Annotated in this window: 16 protein-coding genes; 4 read left to right on the top strand and 12 right to left on the bottom strand. The window is 67.5% G+C overall.

Annotated elements, in window-relative coordinates:
* Positions 1-23: 23 nt before the first annotated feature.
* Complete coding sequence (locus tag OG331_RS01760) at positions 24-359, top strand: hypothetical protein (protein ID WP_406190975.1); 336 nt, start codon at positions 24-26, stop codon at positions 357-359.
* A gap of 20 nt (positions 360-379) precedes the next feature.
* Here the strand turns inward: OG331_RS01760 and OG331_RS01755 are convergent, their stop codons facing one another.
* From OG331_RS01755 to OG331_RS01700, 12 genes are all read right to left on the bottom strand, one after another.
* Positions 380-838: a TadE/TadG family type IV pilus assembly protein gene (locus OG331_RS01755; protein WP_406190973.1), complete on the bottom strand. Its 459-nt coding sequence runs from the start codon at positions 836-838 to the stop codon at positions 380-382.
* 56 nt (positions 839-894) lie between these two features.
* The gene (locus OG331_RS01750) at positions 895-1,323 is read right to left on the bottom strand and encodes a TadE family protein (RefSeq protein ID WP_406190971.1); all 429 of its coding nucleotides are present in this window, start codon (positions 1,321-1,323) and stop codon (positions 895-897) included.
* Complete coding sequence (locus tag OG331_RS01745) at positions 1,323-1,538, bottom strand: hypothetical protein (RefSeq protein WP_369275996.1); 216 nt, start codon at positions 1,536-1,538, stop codon at positions 1,323-1,325. The genes OG331_RS01750 and OG331_RS01745 overlap by 1 nt, the downstream gene beginning before the upstream one ends.
* A 41-nt stretch (positions 1,539-1,579) precedes the next feature.
* Positions 1,580-2,464 (bottom strand): type II secretion system F family protein, encoded by an 885-nt coding sequence (locus OG331_RS01740; protein WP_406190968.1) that lies wholly within the window; start codon positions 2,462-2,464, stop codon positions 1,580-1,582.
* Positions 2,461-3,417: a type II secretion system F family protein gene (locus tag OG331_RS01735; protein WP_406190966.1), complete on the bottom strand. Its 957-nt coding sequence runs from the start codon at positions 3,415-3,417 to the stop codon at positions 2,461-2,463. The genes OG331_RS01740 and OG331_RS01735 overlap by 4 nt, the downstream gene beginning before the upstream one ends.
* The gene (locus tag OG331_RS01730) at positions 3,414-4,922 is read right to left on the bottom strand and encodes a CpaF family protein (protein ID WP_406190964.1); all 1,509 of its coding nucleotides are present in this window, start codon (positions 4,920-4,922) and stop codon (positions 3,414-3,416) included. The genes OG331_RS01735 and OG331_RS01730 overlap by 4 nt, the downstream gene beginning before the upstream one ends.
* A complete protein-coding gene (locus OG331_RS01725; RefSeq protein WP_406190962.1) occupies positions 4,912-5,721 on the bottom strand; it encodes a hypothetical protein in 810 nt (269 codons plus the stop codon). Before OG331_RS01725 ends, OG331_RS01730 begins: the two co-directional genes overlap by 11 nt.
* Entirely contained in the window at positions 5,721-6,422 is a 702-nt protein-coding gene (locus OG331_RS01720) for an SAF domain-containing protein (protein ID WP_406190960.1), read from the bottom strand. The genes OG331_RS01725 and OG331_RS01720 overlap by 1 nt, the downstream gene beginning before the upstream one ends.
* A 21-nt stretch (positions 6,423-6,443) precedes the next feature.
* Positions 6,444-7,343, bottom strand: a complete 900-nt coding sequence (locus OG331_RS01715) for an ATP/GTP-binding protein (protein WP_406190958.1) — start codon at positions 7,341-7,343, stop codon at positions 6,444-6,446.
* The gene (locus OG331_RS01710) at positions 7,289-7,888 is read right to left on the bottom strand and encodes a hypothetical protein (RefSeq protein WP_406190956.1); all 600 of its coding nucleotides are present in this window, start codon (positions 7,886-7,888) and stop codon (positions 7,289-7,291) included. Before OG331_RS01710 ends, OG331_RS01715 begins: the two co-directional genes overlap by 55 nt.
* A gap of 767 nt (positions 7,889-8,655) precedes the next feature.
* Positions 8,656-9,195 carry a GNAT family N-acetyltransferase gene (locus tag OG331_RS01705; RefSeq protein WP_406190954.1) on the bottom strand — a complete coding sequence of 180 codons (540 nt, stop codon included), beginning with the start codon at positions 9,193-9,195 and terminating at the stop codon, positions 8,656-8,658.
* The gene (locus OG331_RS01700; protein ID WP_406190952.1) at positions 9,192-10,478 is read right to left on the bottom strand and encodes an XRE family transcriptional regulator; all 1,287 of its coding nucleotides are present in this window, start codon (positions 10,476-10,478) and stop codon (positions 9,192-9,194) included. The genes OG331_RS01705 and OG331_RS01700 overlap by 4 nt, the downstream gene beginning before the upstream one ends.
* Positions 10,479-10,721: 243 nt before the next feature.
* Between OG331_RS01700 and OG331_RS01695 the strand changes: the two genes are divergently transcribed.
* From OG331_RS01695 to OG331_RS01685, 3 genes are all read left to right on the top strand, one after another.
* On the top strand, positions 10,722-11,168 hold the full coding sequence (locus tag OG331_RS01695) for an ATP-binding protein (RefSeq protein WP_406190949.1): 447 nt from the start codon (positions 10,722-10,724) through the stop codon (positions 11,166-11,168).
* Positions 11,169-11,398: 230 nt separating this feature from the next.
* A complete protein-coding gene (locus tag OG331_RS01690; protein ID WP_406190946.1) occupies positions 11,399-11,821 on the top strand; it encodes a DUF6415 family natural product biosynthesis protein in 423 nt (140 codons plus the stop codon).
* A 56-nt stretch (positions 11,822-11,877) separates the two neighbouring features.
* The gene (locus tag OG331_RS01685) at positions 11,878-12,540 is read left to right on the top strand and encodes a hypothetical protein (RefSeq protein ID WP_406190943.1); all 663 of its coding nucleotides are present in this window, start codon (positions 11,878-11,880) and stop codon (positions 12,538-12,540) included.
* The last annotated feature ends 90 nt before the right edge of the window (positions 12,541-12,630 follow it).

Genomic DNA, 12,630 nt, shown 5'->3' with positions numbered 1-12,630 from the left:
GCGCGTTCACGGACAATGACGTCATGACGCGCTGGTTTCGCAGCCACTGGGCCGAAGAAAACATCTGGTTCTACTTCGAGGTCGACGACGACGGCTGGGCCACCCGTCAGGTCGAGCTCCAAGGTCCGCTCGAAAGGCCCATCGCCGCGGCCTCGTTGACCGAGTGGAATGCCGCCCAACAGGCCGGAACTCTCGCGGACTACGAAGCGACCTTCGGCGCCACCGCCGAGGTTCCCGTCCATGAGTGGGACATCCCTGATCCGCGGGACCTCACCATCGGAGAGTTCGAGAGCGTGTGGCGCACGGCACGGGCCGTCTGCCAGACAAGAGCTCGAGCACGCTCGACGCGCGGCGCGTGAGCCCAGGTGCCGTCGCGCGCTCACTGCGCAGCACCTGCGCTTCGGTTCGCGGTCCACGGCACTTCAGGATTCGCGAACCCGAGAGCTCTCTGCCGGTACTGATCCACGACCGAGGTCGCTGACGATGTGAGCGTGCGAGCTCCCGGCACACCCGGCAGCAGCAGGTCCGACAGGCTGACCGTGCAGTGCACGGTCACGGTGACGGTGCCCATCTGGCCCACGGCAACGTTCAGCCCGCTCGTGTTGATGGTGACGTCGGCGCTCGCGCACCTGATGCCCTGGTCGTCCAGCGACTCAGTCGCTGCCGCGCGGGCGGCATCCTGGGCGGAGGCGACCGTGCGGTGGATGGACGCCTCACGGGCGGCGTCCTCAGCTGCGGCATCGATCTTCGCTCCGGACATGACGAGCCGGCCGCCCGCGATCGCCATACACAGGAACATGATCAGCGGCGGGACGATGATGGCGGCCTCGATCGCCACACTGCCGTCATCGCTGCGCGCCCGGCGAGCCCAACGAGCCCTGCTGCTCAACGGATTCACCCCCCTGGGAGCGTCCAGCGCTCCACGGCACCGGCTGCCGACTGACTGACCTGCAGACCGGCCACACCCGGGATCATCGACTGGGCCGTGCCCGTCACCGTCAGCCGCACCCGCTCGGCGGTGCTGCCGGCGCTGGAGACGCTGTAGTTGAGCAGGCTGTCGCCCGCCGAACGCTGAAGTACATCCTGTGCTTTGGCTGTGCCGTCGGCGGGGGAGGCCTGGTAGGCGCGGGCCTCAGCCAGGCCTTCGCGGGCGGCGGTCAGGGCGATTGACCGCGCGTAGTACCACATGGACACCTGAATGACGGCGATGGTGGCCAGCAGAACGAACGGGAAGATGATCGCCATCTGGATGGAGGCGTCTCCGCGGTCGTCACTCCATCGCCGGCCGCGCCACCAGGTCTGAAGCTGCTCGCCGCCCAGCATCAGATGCCGTTCAGGGTCCCGTTGTACCTGGCGATCACCGCGGCGATAGTTCCGGCGATCACCAGAGCACCGGTGACAGCGGCCACCCAGATGATCACGGTGGTGAGGCTGATGTCGCCGCGGTCCGGCCGGCGGGTTGCCTCCTCCATGCGTTCCCGCCACCGCGTGGTCAGCCAGAAGACAGCACGGCGGGTGCGGGCTGCGGTGTACCTCATGGTCCTTACCTCTCAGATGCGTTGAACGGTGTCGGGCGGTCTTAGACGGTGAGCATGCGGATCACCGCGGGGAACGCCATCAGGAGCATCACGAGCACGGCGAGCAGAGCTCCGGGCGCGGTCATCTTTTGGCTGGCGGCGTTTGCCTCGGTGGCCTGATCGGACAACAGCTCGGCATTGAGCGCTGCGGTGCGGGCCCGTAGCGCCTTGTAGACGGCGGCGCCGTCGGTGGCCGAGCCGCGCATGATGTCAGCGACGTCGTCCAGGCCCGGCAGGTCGTAGGTATCGGCGAGTTCCGTCAGAGCCTGATAGGGAGGGATCTTCTCCAGCCGGGCCCGGCGCAACGCGCCCTGCAAATACAGAAAAGGCCAGCCGCGGCCGACCGCAGCGGCCTTTTCCAGCGCTTCCGTTGGACCGGCGTCCGCGGCCCGCTTCAACGCGACCAGGTCCATGTAGGCGGACAGGGCGTGCGCGAACTCCTCCCGCGCCCGCTTGGCCTGGTCGCGTACGGCGAGGTCAGGGGTGACGAACAGCAGACCGGCGATGGCGAAGCCCACCACGGCGGGTACGTAGAACGGCAGCGAGACACCGGCGATGATCCACGGGATGGTCACCAGCACCGGGCACAGCAGGCCGAGCGCGGCCAGCGCGGTCTTCTTCAGCATGAACTGGCCCGGCCCCTGACCGAGCAGGGCGAGATTTTTGGTGGGGGGCCGCACACCGGGCATGCGCTCGATGCGGGCCAGCAGCCACCTGCCCCACCGTTCCTCACGGTCGAGTTCCGGCTCCGGCATGCTCAGACTGGCCGGCGCGCTACGTGCGAGCGCTGCCGCCAACGCGGGCTGGGGACGCAGCAGTTCACGCACCAGGAGTGCGACGCCGCCCCCGACAGTGCCGCCTGTGAGGAGCGCAGGAATCAGATTCACGACCGGGCTCCTTCCAGCTCACGCTCTACCGCGGCCGTGTCCTGCCCGGCCGCGGGAACCGGAGCGGGGAGCCGCACGCTGCTGCGCGTGTCCGCGATCAGGAAGCGCGGGATACGGCGGAAGTTGCCCAACTGCCGCATCATCGCCAGCACGCCGACGAACCCTGCCGTCAGGAAGGCGAGCACCAGCTGGCCCAGCAGCGTGCCGTAAGGGCGGGTGTAGGACGGGACGAAGAATCCGCCGACGATCACACCCAGGGTGATGAAGGTCATCCACCGCACGGTGGTACGCGGCTTGGCGCGATCCGCCTCGATGGACCGCTTGCGTGCAACTTCCTCACGGACCGTGCCGGCCAGGTCCTCCAGCGCCTGGGCCAGACCCGGGCCGCGGTCGCCCGCCGACAGGATCAAAGCGGCCGTCACCTTGTCCGCCGTGACGTCATCCAGCTCGGCGGCGAAGGCCCGCAGGGCCTTCTCGGGCCGCCAGCCCAACCGCAACCGGTCGGACAGGCCAGCGATCTGGGGCGCGAGCGCGTCCGGCGCCCCGTTCCGACTGGTGATCATTGCCTGTTCCAGGCCCATGCCCAGCCGCAGTAGACCGGCCAGGCGCTGCGTCCACTCACTCAACGCCTCCAGCTGACCGATCCACTCCTGCGCGAGACGCGCCGGGGCGACCAGCCAGGGCACCCCGACGACCGCGGCGCCGAGCAGTGCCCCGGCCACGAAGTTCCCCGAGACCAGCCACACGGCGAGGAAGACCACGAGTGCCGAGATAGCCAGCGCCCGCCGCCGCAGCATGACGCCCTCGGCCTGGTCCCGGCCTGTGCATAACGCCTGCCACCGCTGCCGCAGTGGAGCTCTGCGGGGCGCCGTGGTCCCGACCAGCCCGACGATGACGCCGATCAGTCCGCCGACCATGGCCATGCCGGACAGAAGGCCCAGAAGCAAGGTCACCGGTTCACCCCCACTTTCAGGGGCAGTGGCGCAGTCCAGGCCCCATAGGGCTGCTGCAGCAGCGCGGAGTCGAAGCCGACCCTGCGTAGATCGTCGATGCAGCCCGGATCCATCCGAGGCACTGCTCGCAGCTCACCGAACTCGGTGCTGGGGGAGAAGACTTCGTTGGTGGCGGGGCGGCCGGACTCGCCGATCCCGGTGAGCTCCAGGACGTGGGAGACGTAGCGGTGGCGGCGGCCACCGATCTGCGTCTCGTCCGTCATGTCGACGTAGACGATGAAGTCCAGGCCGTTGGCGGTCTGACGGTACGCGAGCTGCTCGGACAGATTCTCCTGGGCGAGCGCATACAGCTCGGCGATCCGGTCGAAGATGATGTCCGGGCGACGCGCGTGGATGGTGCACAGGTTGCCGCCCGAGCCATTCGTCAGCGCCTGCATCATGGCGACGACTTCGGGGCCGCGGACCTCGCCGACCACGATCCGCTCCAGCGACATCCGCAGTGCGGGATGCATCAGATCCAGCAGCGTGACCTCTCCGGCGCCGCGACCGGTGACGTCCTTCTCACCGTTGGACTCGCGGCCCACCAGGGAGACGACCTGGCGGTGGTAGCCGTTGGTGTGCGCGAAAAGCTCGTCCTCGGTCTGGATGGTGGCGAACCGGCACTCCGGGTCGAATTCCTTGAGCATCGCTCGCAGCAGCGTCGTCTTTCCAGCTTTCTGCTTCCCCGCGATCATGATGTTCTTCTCTGCGCGCACGCACGCGCCGAGGAACTCCCGCAGGACCTCGTCGATCGTGCCCAGCCGGACCAACTCGTCCAGGTCGGCGTGGGAGACCCGGTGTCGGCGGATGACCGCATAGGTCATCGGACCCAGCCCGGTGATGGCCTGCAGACGGGAGCCATCCTGCAGGGACAGGGCGAGCGTCGGGTTCGCCGTGGAGATCGTGCGCTCACTGAGCCCGGAGTCCCGTGCCAACTCCCGCAGCAGCTCCAGCAGTTCTTCCTCAGAGTCCGCGATCGGGCCGACCATGCGCCGCTGGCCGTCCCCATAGTCGAGCCACACCTCGTGCGGTCCCTGGATGATGATGTCCTCGACCCGCTCATCGTCCAGGTACGGCTGCAACCTGCCAGCCCGGTACAGCAGGTCGTACACGGCACGCCGCAGCCCGTCATCCTCGTGCGGCGTGGGGCTCACACCGCGCTCGACGCCCTGAGCGTCCGACCACAGTGCAACCGCTTCGTTGATCCAGTGCAGGCACTGCTGCTCTTCGGTAGCCCGGTCCACATCCGGGCTGGCCTTCAGCAGCTCCTCGCGCTGCCGGGCGACCTGGCCAGCGATGTGCCGGGCAACCTTGTAGTCGACAGTGACCTGGGGCACTGCCGTCCCGAAAGCCTCGACGCTCGCAGCCGCCCCGGCCGGCGCCCCGTTCGCCTGTTGCGGCTGCTCCAGAGGGTGGCCCGGCAACGGGTTCACGCTGGGGTCGGGGTGCAGAGGTCTACCGCGCATGGCTCACCTCCACACCCGGGGCGAGGCGGGCACGGCGCAGCGCAGCGCGCTGGACCAGCACCGTGCTGCCCGTGCGGGCCGCCTTCATCAGCGGCGACCTGGCGAAACGCCGAGGCTGCTCGGCGCCGTCGGACAGCACCCGCGCGTCCTCCTGCGCGTACGGCAGGGTCGCTACCACCGGCACCTGCAGCACTCGCTGCACCTCACCGGCCGGGTAGGACCCCTCATCGATCACCAAGAGCCCGACATCGCCGATACGTTCCTCCAACGCGCCCACCCGCGACTGCGCGGCCTGTAGCCCGCGCAGCGTGTTGCGGACCACTACCACGACGAGGTCAGCCTGCTCGGCCAGAACACCGGAAGGGCCGACCGCCCCCGAACGGCCGAGGTCGATCAGCACATCGTGGTCGGTCTGCGCATCTATGCCCCGGAACATCGTCGCGAGCGCCTTCCAGACCGGGCTCAGGCTCGCCGCCTGCGCAGGATCCGTGATCCCAGGCAGCAGCAGCCGGTCAAGTGGTGACGCCTTCGTACCGTCCTCACCGCTCAGGTCAATCAGCTGCCGCCAGAACGCGTCGCTGAACTCACCTGTCCTGGCGGCGACGGAAAGGTTCCGCAGTCCATAGCGGTCACCGAGGGTGCCCTGCAGCAAGCCGTGCAGCACGGCACCGCCGTCGGGGTCACACTCGGCGAGAATCATCTTCCGGCCCGGCTGCAGCGGCCAATTCAGCAGCAGCGCCAGAGCCGTGGTAGTCACCCCCGGCGCGCCACTGCAGCCAGCCAGGGCGATCACACTCATCAGCTGCCGTCCGGAGCGTCGAGAACCAGACGCAACGTGCCAGCCGACACCCACGCCGCGGCAGCCGGGCCATCGCTAGCGGAGGTCGCGACGTCGACCACCACCACGCCAGTTCCGGGAGCTGCCTTCGACGCCTTCACCACCCGCCCTGCGATCGTCTTGGGGGACTTGTCCGTCTCGGTGTCCGCGCTCGATGCGCCCTGGGCAGGAACGCGAACCAGCTGCACCTTCTGCCCCGGCACAAGAGCCGTGGCCGGTACCTGTTCCGGCTTCAGACCGATCGGCACCAGTTGCTCACCCGTCTTGACCAGGCTGTCCTTGGTCACCTGGGACGGAGTGAGCAGCGAGCCGGACTTGAGTTCGACCGCCGCCCGCTTGCCGACCACCGAATACCGGTCGCCGGCCTCAACCGCCTTCAATGCCGGATCCAGCGCGACGGAGGCCGCGCCCAGGTCCTGCTCGGTGAGCACCTGACCGACTTGAACGTCGCGGACCACGGTCACCACCTCGGTTCTGTGGCCGACCTTCAGCAGCAGAACCGCAACCCCAGCGCCGCCAGCAGCGATCAGCGCCAGCGATAAGGCGATCACGCCCGGACGGCGCCGGCGCGCTGACACACGTGGGGGCGTCACCGGGCCGGCAACCTGAGCCTGCGGCGGCATGCTCGTCGCGGTGGCCGTGCGTTCTTGTGTCTTGCTCAACGTTCTGCCCTTCCGGCGGCTTTACCTGACGACCTGCAGCTCGCCGATCGCCACCTGCACGTTGGTTTGCCGGATCTCGGTGAGCTGACCGGCCGCTCCGCTGCCCTGCCAGTCGATCGTCCACGTCGAGGTAGCCGTGACCGGGAACTTGGCGCCTGGGGCACCATCTGAAGTCTTTGCGTAAACGTGCCCGCAGGTCGGCGATTCGGCCATGCTCTCTGACACCTGGTAGGGGGTACCGGGGCCGTTGCAGGTCACGCTGACACCGTCACCCATCTGCCACACGATCTTCGAGACCCTCGCGGTCGCGGTGACGGTCACTCCGCCCGCCGAGGCAGAGGCGGTGTTGGGGCCATAGGTCGTGGCGCTCTGGTTGACCCACATCCACACCGGGACACCCACGGTGTACCGCCCGGCCGCCTTCGGGCTCGCGACATCTGGGCCAAGCATCGTCATGGAGTCGACCGCACGCTCCGCCAACTCCTGCGGATTGGCCTCCTGCTGAGGGGGCTGACCGTTCGGCACGGAAATGAACCCGTCGGGGTTGTCCTGGCCACCGTCCGAACAGGAGTAAAAGTACAGATCGCTCTTCTTCGGGTCGGCGCCCTTCCAGAGCTCGACCGCGCTAGCTGGTGGCTCAGGGTCGATCTTGGTATACCCGCACTTCAACCCGCTGTCGCTGCCCCCACTCCCGTTCCCCGAGCCCGTCTGCGTGTCCTTCCCACCCGGCTCGCCACCGACGGAGACATCGACGCAGAACTTAATGACCTGGCACTGACCCGCCCCGACATCGGGGTCCTCACCGGCCTGGGCGGCGCCAGAGGCGGCCAGGACGAATACGGAACTGAGTAGCGCAAGGCGCCGTATCAGCAGGACTGCGCTTGAGCGGTCAACTCGGTGACCATCCACTTTGCCCCCCACTTCTCCAGCTTTGCGGTGCTGATGTATTTGACGAGCCGCGTCGACGGCAGCGGGACCTTCTTCTTCGAGGCCTTGTCGATCAGAGTCCAGTTCGTGGTGTCGACGCAGTCGGTGAGGGTGGCCTTGGGAATGTCACCATCGGTGACCTTGGGGTCTCGGGGGTGAATCGCGGGCTTTCCGGTCGTCACCTGCCCGGCCTTACGCATGGTCGTCAGGTCCTTCTCGATGAGGCCCAAGGCCCGAAGAGTGGTGGTCTTTCTCAAGCCGGTGCCTGCAGAGGACGCCTTGGCGTAGGCCTCAGCCTGGGCTTTCCAGGACTGGGTGTACGCGGCGAGGACCGCGGCCTCCTCAGCATCAGCCGTGGAATTGGGGGACGCAGTCGGGGTTGCGGTAGGCCTCTGGCTCGGTGCAGATGGCGACGCCTTTGGGTCGCTGTCGCTGCAGCCGGCTAGCCCCATCAGGCTGCCCGCAAGGAACAAGGCGGTTGCATTCCTGTGGAAGCGAACGGTGGTGAATCCCGCCCCACGGCGTTGTGCTTGTGTCACGTAGTCTCCCCGTACGACGCGATGTGGCAGACCGCTACCCGAGATGCCGTGTACAGCAGTGCATAGCTGCGTCCCGTTCGAGCTGCGGTTATGCGTTTACGTGACCGGGACATTACGTAGACGCCAGCCAACTTCCCAGCCTAATATTTGGGTCGACTCGCACAACTTGTGACATACGTGGTCGCATTCGCAACTGGATGTCGACTTGTAGTCCCCTACGTTCGCTGATTCCTTCAGTGAACGAGGGCGAGCGTCCTGTTCCTGTTGGCTTACAGTGCCATGTGCAGCCAGAGGATGATCACGTCGCCATCTAGCGTTTCGCGTAGTGCTGGGAACTGACGGCGGACCAAATTCAGGCGCTCCGCTGTCCGGGCGGACAGCCTGGCGCCGTGCTGCCGTATTGCGCGCCTGGCGCAGTACGGCACGTCGTTCGGGCTGGACGTAGACGAGGAAAACAGCCTGCTCGACGAGGAAGCCATGTTGGTCACTTCCTCACCGGACAAGGTCAATCCGTCGACGAAGTTCTGGTTGCTGAGGGTCCGCGCTCCCCGAGCTCCCGTAAGGCCTCCGCTGTGACGCTTCGTTCCACCAGGTCGACGATCGTTGTTTCCCGCTGCGCCTGGGTAGCGCCGTACATCGCGGCCGTGGCATCGCACACGGTACCGGGACGGCCCTTTAGGAGCAGGTTTGCACTGCGTCGAGGACGTACCAGGTCCACCAATCGGAGACCTTGTCCGTTGCGTGCCAAGGCGAAGTCTGCGCGCCAATTAGTGGCTGGCTCGGATCATCACGGTGAGTACGGGCGAAGCCGGTGACGGCTGGCTCTGTCCGATATCCTCGTAGCCCCATGATCTGTAGAGCGCGTGAACCTTTCCGTCCCCAGCAGCCGGGTTGACCATGAGCGTGACGTACGGCTCGTCGCGTGTGGCAAGGAGGGCGTCATGGATACGGCGGGACGTGCCAGTCTTCCGCCAGGTCGGCCGGACGCCGATCTCCTTCAGGGCCACGGCCGGGCGCTCGGTGTACGTCTCTGCCGGCGTCGGGCTGGTGCGCTGCCAGTAGCGGTCGCCGTGTTCGATGGTGTTGCCGTAGGCGTAGCCAACCGGATGCCCCTCCGCGTATGCGAGGACGGCCGTGAACCCCGGTTCGGCGCCGTGCCGGTCTAGGCGCTCGCCGAACGCGGTGACCGCGTAGTTCGGCAGGTGGAGCAGCGGGGCGCGCACGTCGGCGTACGCGTCGAGGAGGTCGCCGCGGGCGGTGTCGAGGGTGGTGAATGTGCGCAGTTCAATAGCGGGGGCCGTGGTCATGCAGCCATCCTCCAGGTGGCGGCGTGCTCGGTCCAGGTATGCACGCTGGCGCTGCCCGGCGCTGTGGCGCGCAGCGCGGCTCCAAACTCCTGCAGCATGCGCGTTACCCGGGCGTGCTGGGTGGCAGCGTCGGCGGGGACCTTCATTGCTGTGGCCGTGGCGGCTTCAGGGGCGCCCTGGGCGAGCTGGGCGTGTGCGAGCCGGGTCGTGGTGATGGCTCGGGACCGGATCATGTGAGGCCGGAGAGCGGACAGGCAGCGGTGGGCGTGGTACTCGGCGGTCGAGTAGTCGCCGAGCGCCAAGTGTGCAGAGAGCGCCAGGGAGTCCAGTTCGGCCTGGTCGTAGAAGGCGAGCATCCACACCGGCCGATAGTCGGCAGGGTCTGCGCGCAGCATGGCGTCCTGCGCCTGCTCGAAGGCACGGCGGGTGCCAGTGCGGTCCTGTGCCGCCCCGTGGATGGCAGCCTGTCGGGCCAGGCCGAGGGAGGCGAACAGGGGGTCACGGCGGGGGAGGTGCAGGTTGCGGGCGACGTCGTTGGCGGCGAACGCGTCGGCGGGACGGCCCATGTGCCGGTACATGGTGCCCGCGTGACTCCAGATGCGGAACTTGATCGCCTGGTCGCCGGACATCTCGGCGAGGGTCTGGGCCTCGCGCATGTGGGCCTTGGCGACGTCGTAGCGCCGGCCGTCGATGGCGGCCCACATCGCCGAGGATCGAAACGCCGCTGCGGAGGCGTAGAGGTTGCTGCGTACCCGCTGGCTGGCGCTACCGGCGTTTTGGAGGTTCAGGGCCTCGTCGGCGAGCGCGGCGGCCCGCTCCTCGATGCCGAGTTGGCCGCCATGGCGGTGGTCGCTGGCGATGATCTCGGCGAAGCGCTTCTGCAGACGGTCGACGTCGCTCATGCCGATGCGACGCGGGGATGTGGTGCCGGGAGCGGCAGCTGCCGCGGCGGCAGCCGCAGCGATCCCGCCGACGAGAGTGCGGCGCTTCATATCGGGGTCCTCCTGCTGCGGTGGCGCTGGGTTGGACGGAGTCCGGCCCCGTGGCACGAACCCTAGAGCGATGGCGGGCAGGCCGCTGACGTCCTCAAGTGCCTTGCGGGTAGCAGATTTTGGCCACGTGACCCGGCCCGCTTTCCAGTCCCGGACCGATGAGCCGTCGAGGCCGCCGGTCCTTCCGGTCAGTTGCTCTAACGCCCTGTTCACAGCGTCAGCGAGGCTGTTGGAGCTGTAGCCGTGTTCGTCCATCCACGCCTCAAGAACGGTGTTGCGCGTGGTGTCCATGTCCGCACGGTAGCTCCCGTGACCCCGCACCCGCCAGGTAAACGGAAGGTCAAATCGCCCTAGGTCGTTCCGTCGTGAAAGCCATTGATCGCCCTAATCACTCTGCTTGCAAAGGGAGTTGTCTAGTTGGTGGTCGCCCTCCAAGCCACATAGTGCGGGCGGCTGTTGATGGCCTGGCCGGCCCCTGCGATTCCTCCGCGAGGGCGGGCCGGGCGCCGAGACAACACGAAGGCCTCCACCCCAATGACGACTCTCACTAAGCAAATTCACATCGCTTCCGTCGGTCGCCCCGCCTATAGCCAGACCTTCCCCTGCGAGCCGTCCACGGCCGAGATCGGCCGCCAGCTCCTCCGGGACGTCCTCGGTATTTGGCGCCTCGACAGCCTTGTTGACCATGCCCTGCTGATCGTCACCGAGCTGATCGCGAACGCCGCTAGGCACACCCCGTGCCACAAGATTCGCCTCATTGTCGAGCTGCCGAGTCCAACACGGCTCCGTGTCGGGGTCCTGGACCGGGCGCCGACGCGCTTGCCGGCATTCAGCAGGACCGATGACGATGACGAGTCGGGCCGCGGATTGCTCCTCATCAACGCAGTTGCTGACCGCTGGGGCTATGACATGCACAGCTCGGGAACGGGCCCATGGGGTAAAGAAGTTTGGGCCGAACTCCGCATCAAGGACGGTGCGTGATGCCCCTCGCGCGCCTGCCCCTTCCAGATGTAGCCCTCCTTCACCCCCACCAACAGTTGGCCATGGAGAGTGCCCTCTGCGCGCGTTCGCTGAGCGTGATCGGCCGGCGGCGGAGCGAGGTACGCCACCGGAACCTGCCATTTCGGTTCTGTGCCTGCATGCCCGACTGCCAAGCGGCGAGATCGCCCAGGTGTGCTAGGCGTCGGTTCCTCTTACTAGGGGAGGGGGTGGTGACTGCTGTCGTGCAGCGCTGGAATCACCCTCTGGAGCGGTGGGCACCGCAGCTCGATGGCGAGGCACTGACGATGCTCGCGGGCAAGGTGCGCAGGTGGCAGGTCTTTGACGGTGAGGCCCTACTCGACGACCTGGCGACTGTGCTCGACGACGTCGGACCCGCCGAGCAGCAGGTCGACGAGCTTGCGGAACGGCTCCGAGGTCACCTGGTGCGGCTCGTGACTATCGCTGTTGCCGCCGAGGAGGAACAGCGGGACGCCGCAACAGCCCGGCTCATAGAGCAGGCACGCACGCTGCCCTCTGAGGAGGTGCCGGGCGACCACTGCAGGGCCGTGGGGCACCTCCGCCGGATGGGCTGGATCACCAACGGGCTGCTGGAACGCCTGGTCGCTACGAAGTGCCTGAAGGAGACGGTGTGATCACTCCTCCGCTCCCGTACTCGCCACGCCCAAGACCCAGGGAGACGAAGCTTCCCGTGCGCCTCTCGGCCGAGCCCGGCCTGGTCCCCTACATCACCCAGCGGCTGGGGGAGGAGGCGGCGCCAGCCAACCTCATCATCCAGCGGCATTCTTCCGGCCCGCGGCTGTACTACCGGGACGAGGATCCCAGAGACCGGCCTATGCGCGGCATCTTGTGGGCGCGGTGCGGATTCAACCGCGTGGACGGCCGCGGCAAGCCGGCGGGTGTCCCGCAGTGGAAGTTCATGCACCCCTACCGGCAGATGCTCACCATGCAGTCCCTGCGCTGCCAGGTCTGCGCAGAACAGGCCCGGACACGGCTGGGTTTCATCTTCCTCGCCGGGCCCGAGGACGAAGACCCGGAACAGCCCACGATCTACACCAACCAGCCCCCGGTATGCGTCAAGCACGCTCGCGCCGCTGCCGCGCTCTGCCCGCACTTGGAGAAGAACCCGATGGTTCTTCTGGCCCGCAGCGCACCCCTGTACGGCGTCCACGGCACCCTCTATGGCGTCAACGCGCAGGGCGAGGTGCACGTCGTCGCGAGTCCCGGCCACCCCCTGCCCTTCGGCCATCCCAACATCCCCACCCTTTTGGCCTCGCAGCTCATCCGCCGGCTCAGTTCCTTCCGCGTCCTCGACATGGAGGAGCTGCTGCAAGAGCTGGAGCCGGCTGTGTAGACCCCTTCCCAACGGCCCTTGAGGCTTCGCCCGAGTCATCAGGAAGGCCCAACACCCGGCGCAGGGGCGAGTATCCAGCTCGCCTATGGC

Origin of the sequence: Streptomyces sp. NBC_01017 (assembly GCF_045162795.1) — a bacterium.
Lineage (GTDB): Bacteria > Actinomycetota > Actinomycetes > Streptomycetales > Streptomycetaceae > Streptomyces > Streptomyces machairae.
This window is presented reverse-complemented; position numbering and strand designations above follow the sequence as displayed.

Coding starts and splice junctions, on each gene's coding strand:
- OG331_RS01695 (WP_406190949.1), top strand. CDS start 10,722: ATGACGACTCTCACTAAGCAAATTCACATCGCTTCCGTCGGTCGCCCC.
- OG331_RS01745 (WP_369275996.1), bottom strand. CDS start 1,538: ATGAGGTACACCGCAGCCCGCACCCGCCGTGCTGTCTTCTGGCTGACC.
- OG331_RS01725 (WP_406190962.1), bottom strand. CDS start 5,721: ATGAGTGTGATCGCCCTGGCTGGCTGCAGTGGCGCGCCGGGGGTGACT.
- OG331_RS01760 (WP_406190975.1), top strand. CDS start 24: ATGACGCGCTGGTTTCGCAGCCACTGGGCCGAAGAAAACATCTGGTTC.
- OG331_RS01750 (WP_406190971.1), bottom strand. CDS start 1,323: ATGCTGGGCGGCGAGCAGCTTCAGACCTGGTGGCGCGGCCGGCGATGG.
- OG331_RS01700 (WP_406190952.1), bottom strand. CDS start 10,478: ATGGACACCACGCGCAACACCGTTCTTGAGGCGTGGATGGACGAACAC.
- OG331_RS01705 (WP_406190954.1), bottom strand. CDS start 9,195: ATGACCACGGCCCCCGCTATTGAACTGCGCACATTCACCACCCTCGAC.
- OG331_RS01730 (WP_406190964.1), bottom strand. CDS start 4,922: ATGCGCGGTAGACCTCTGCACCCCGACCCCAGCGTGAACCCGTTGCCG.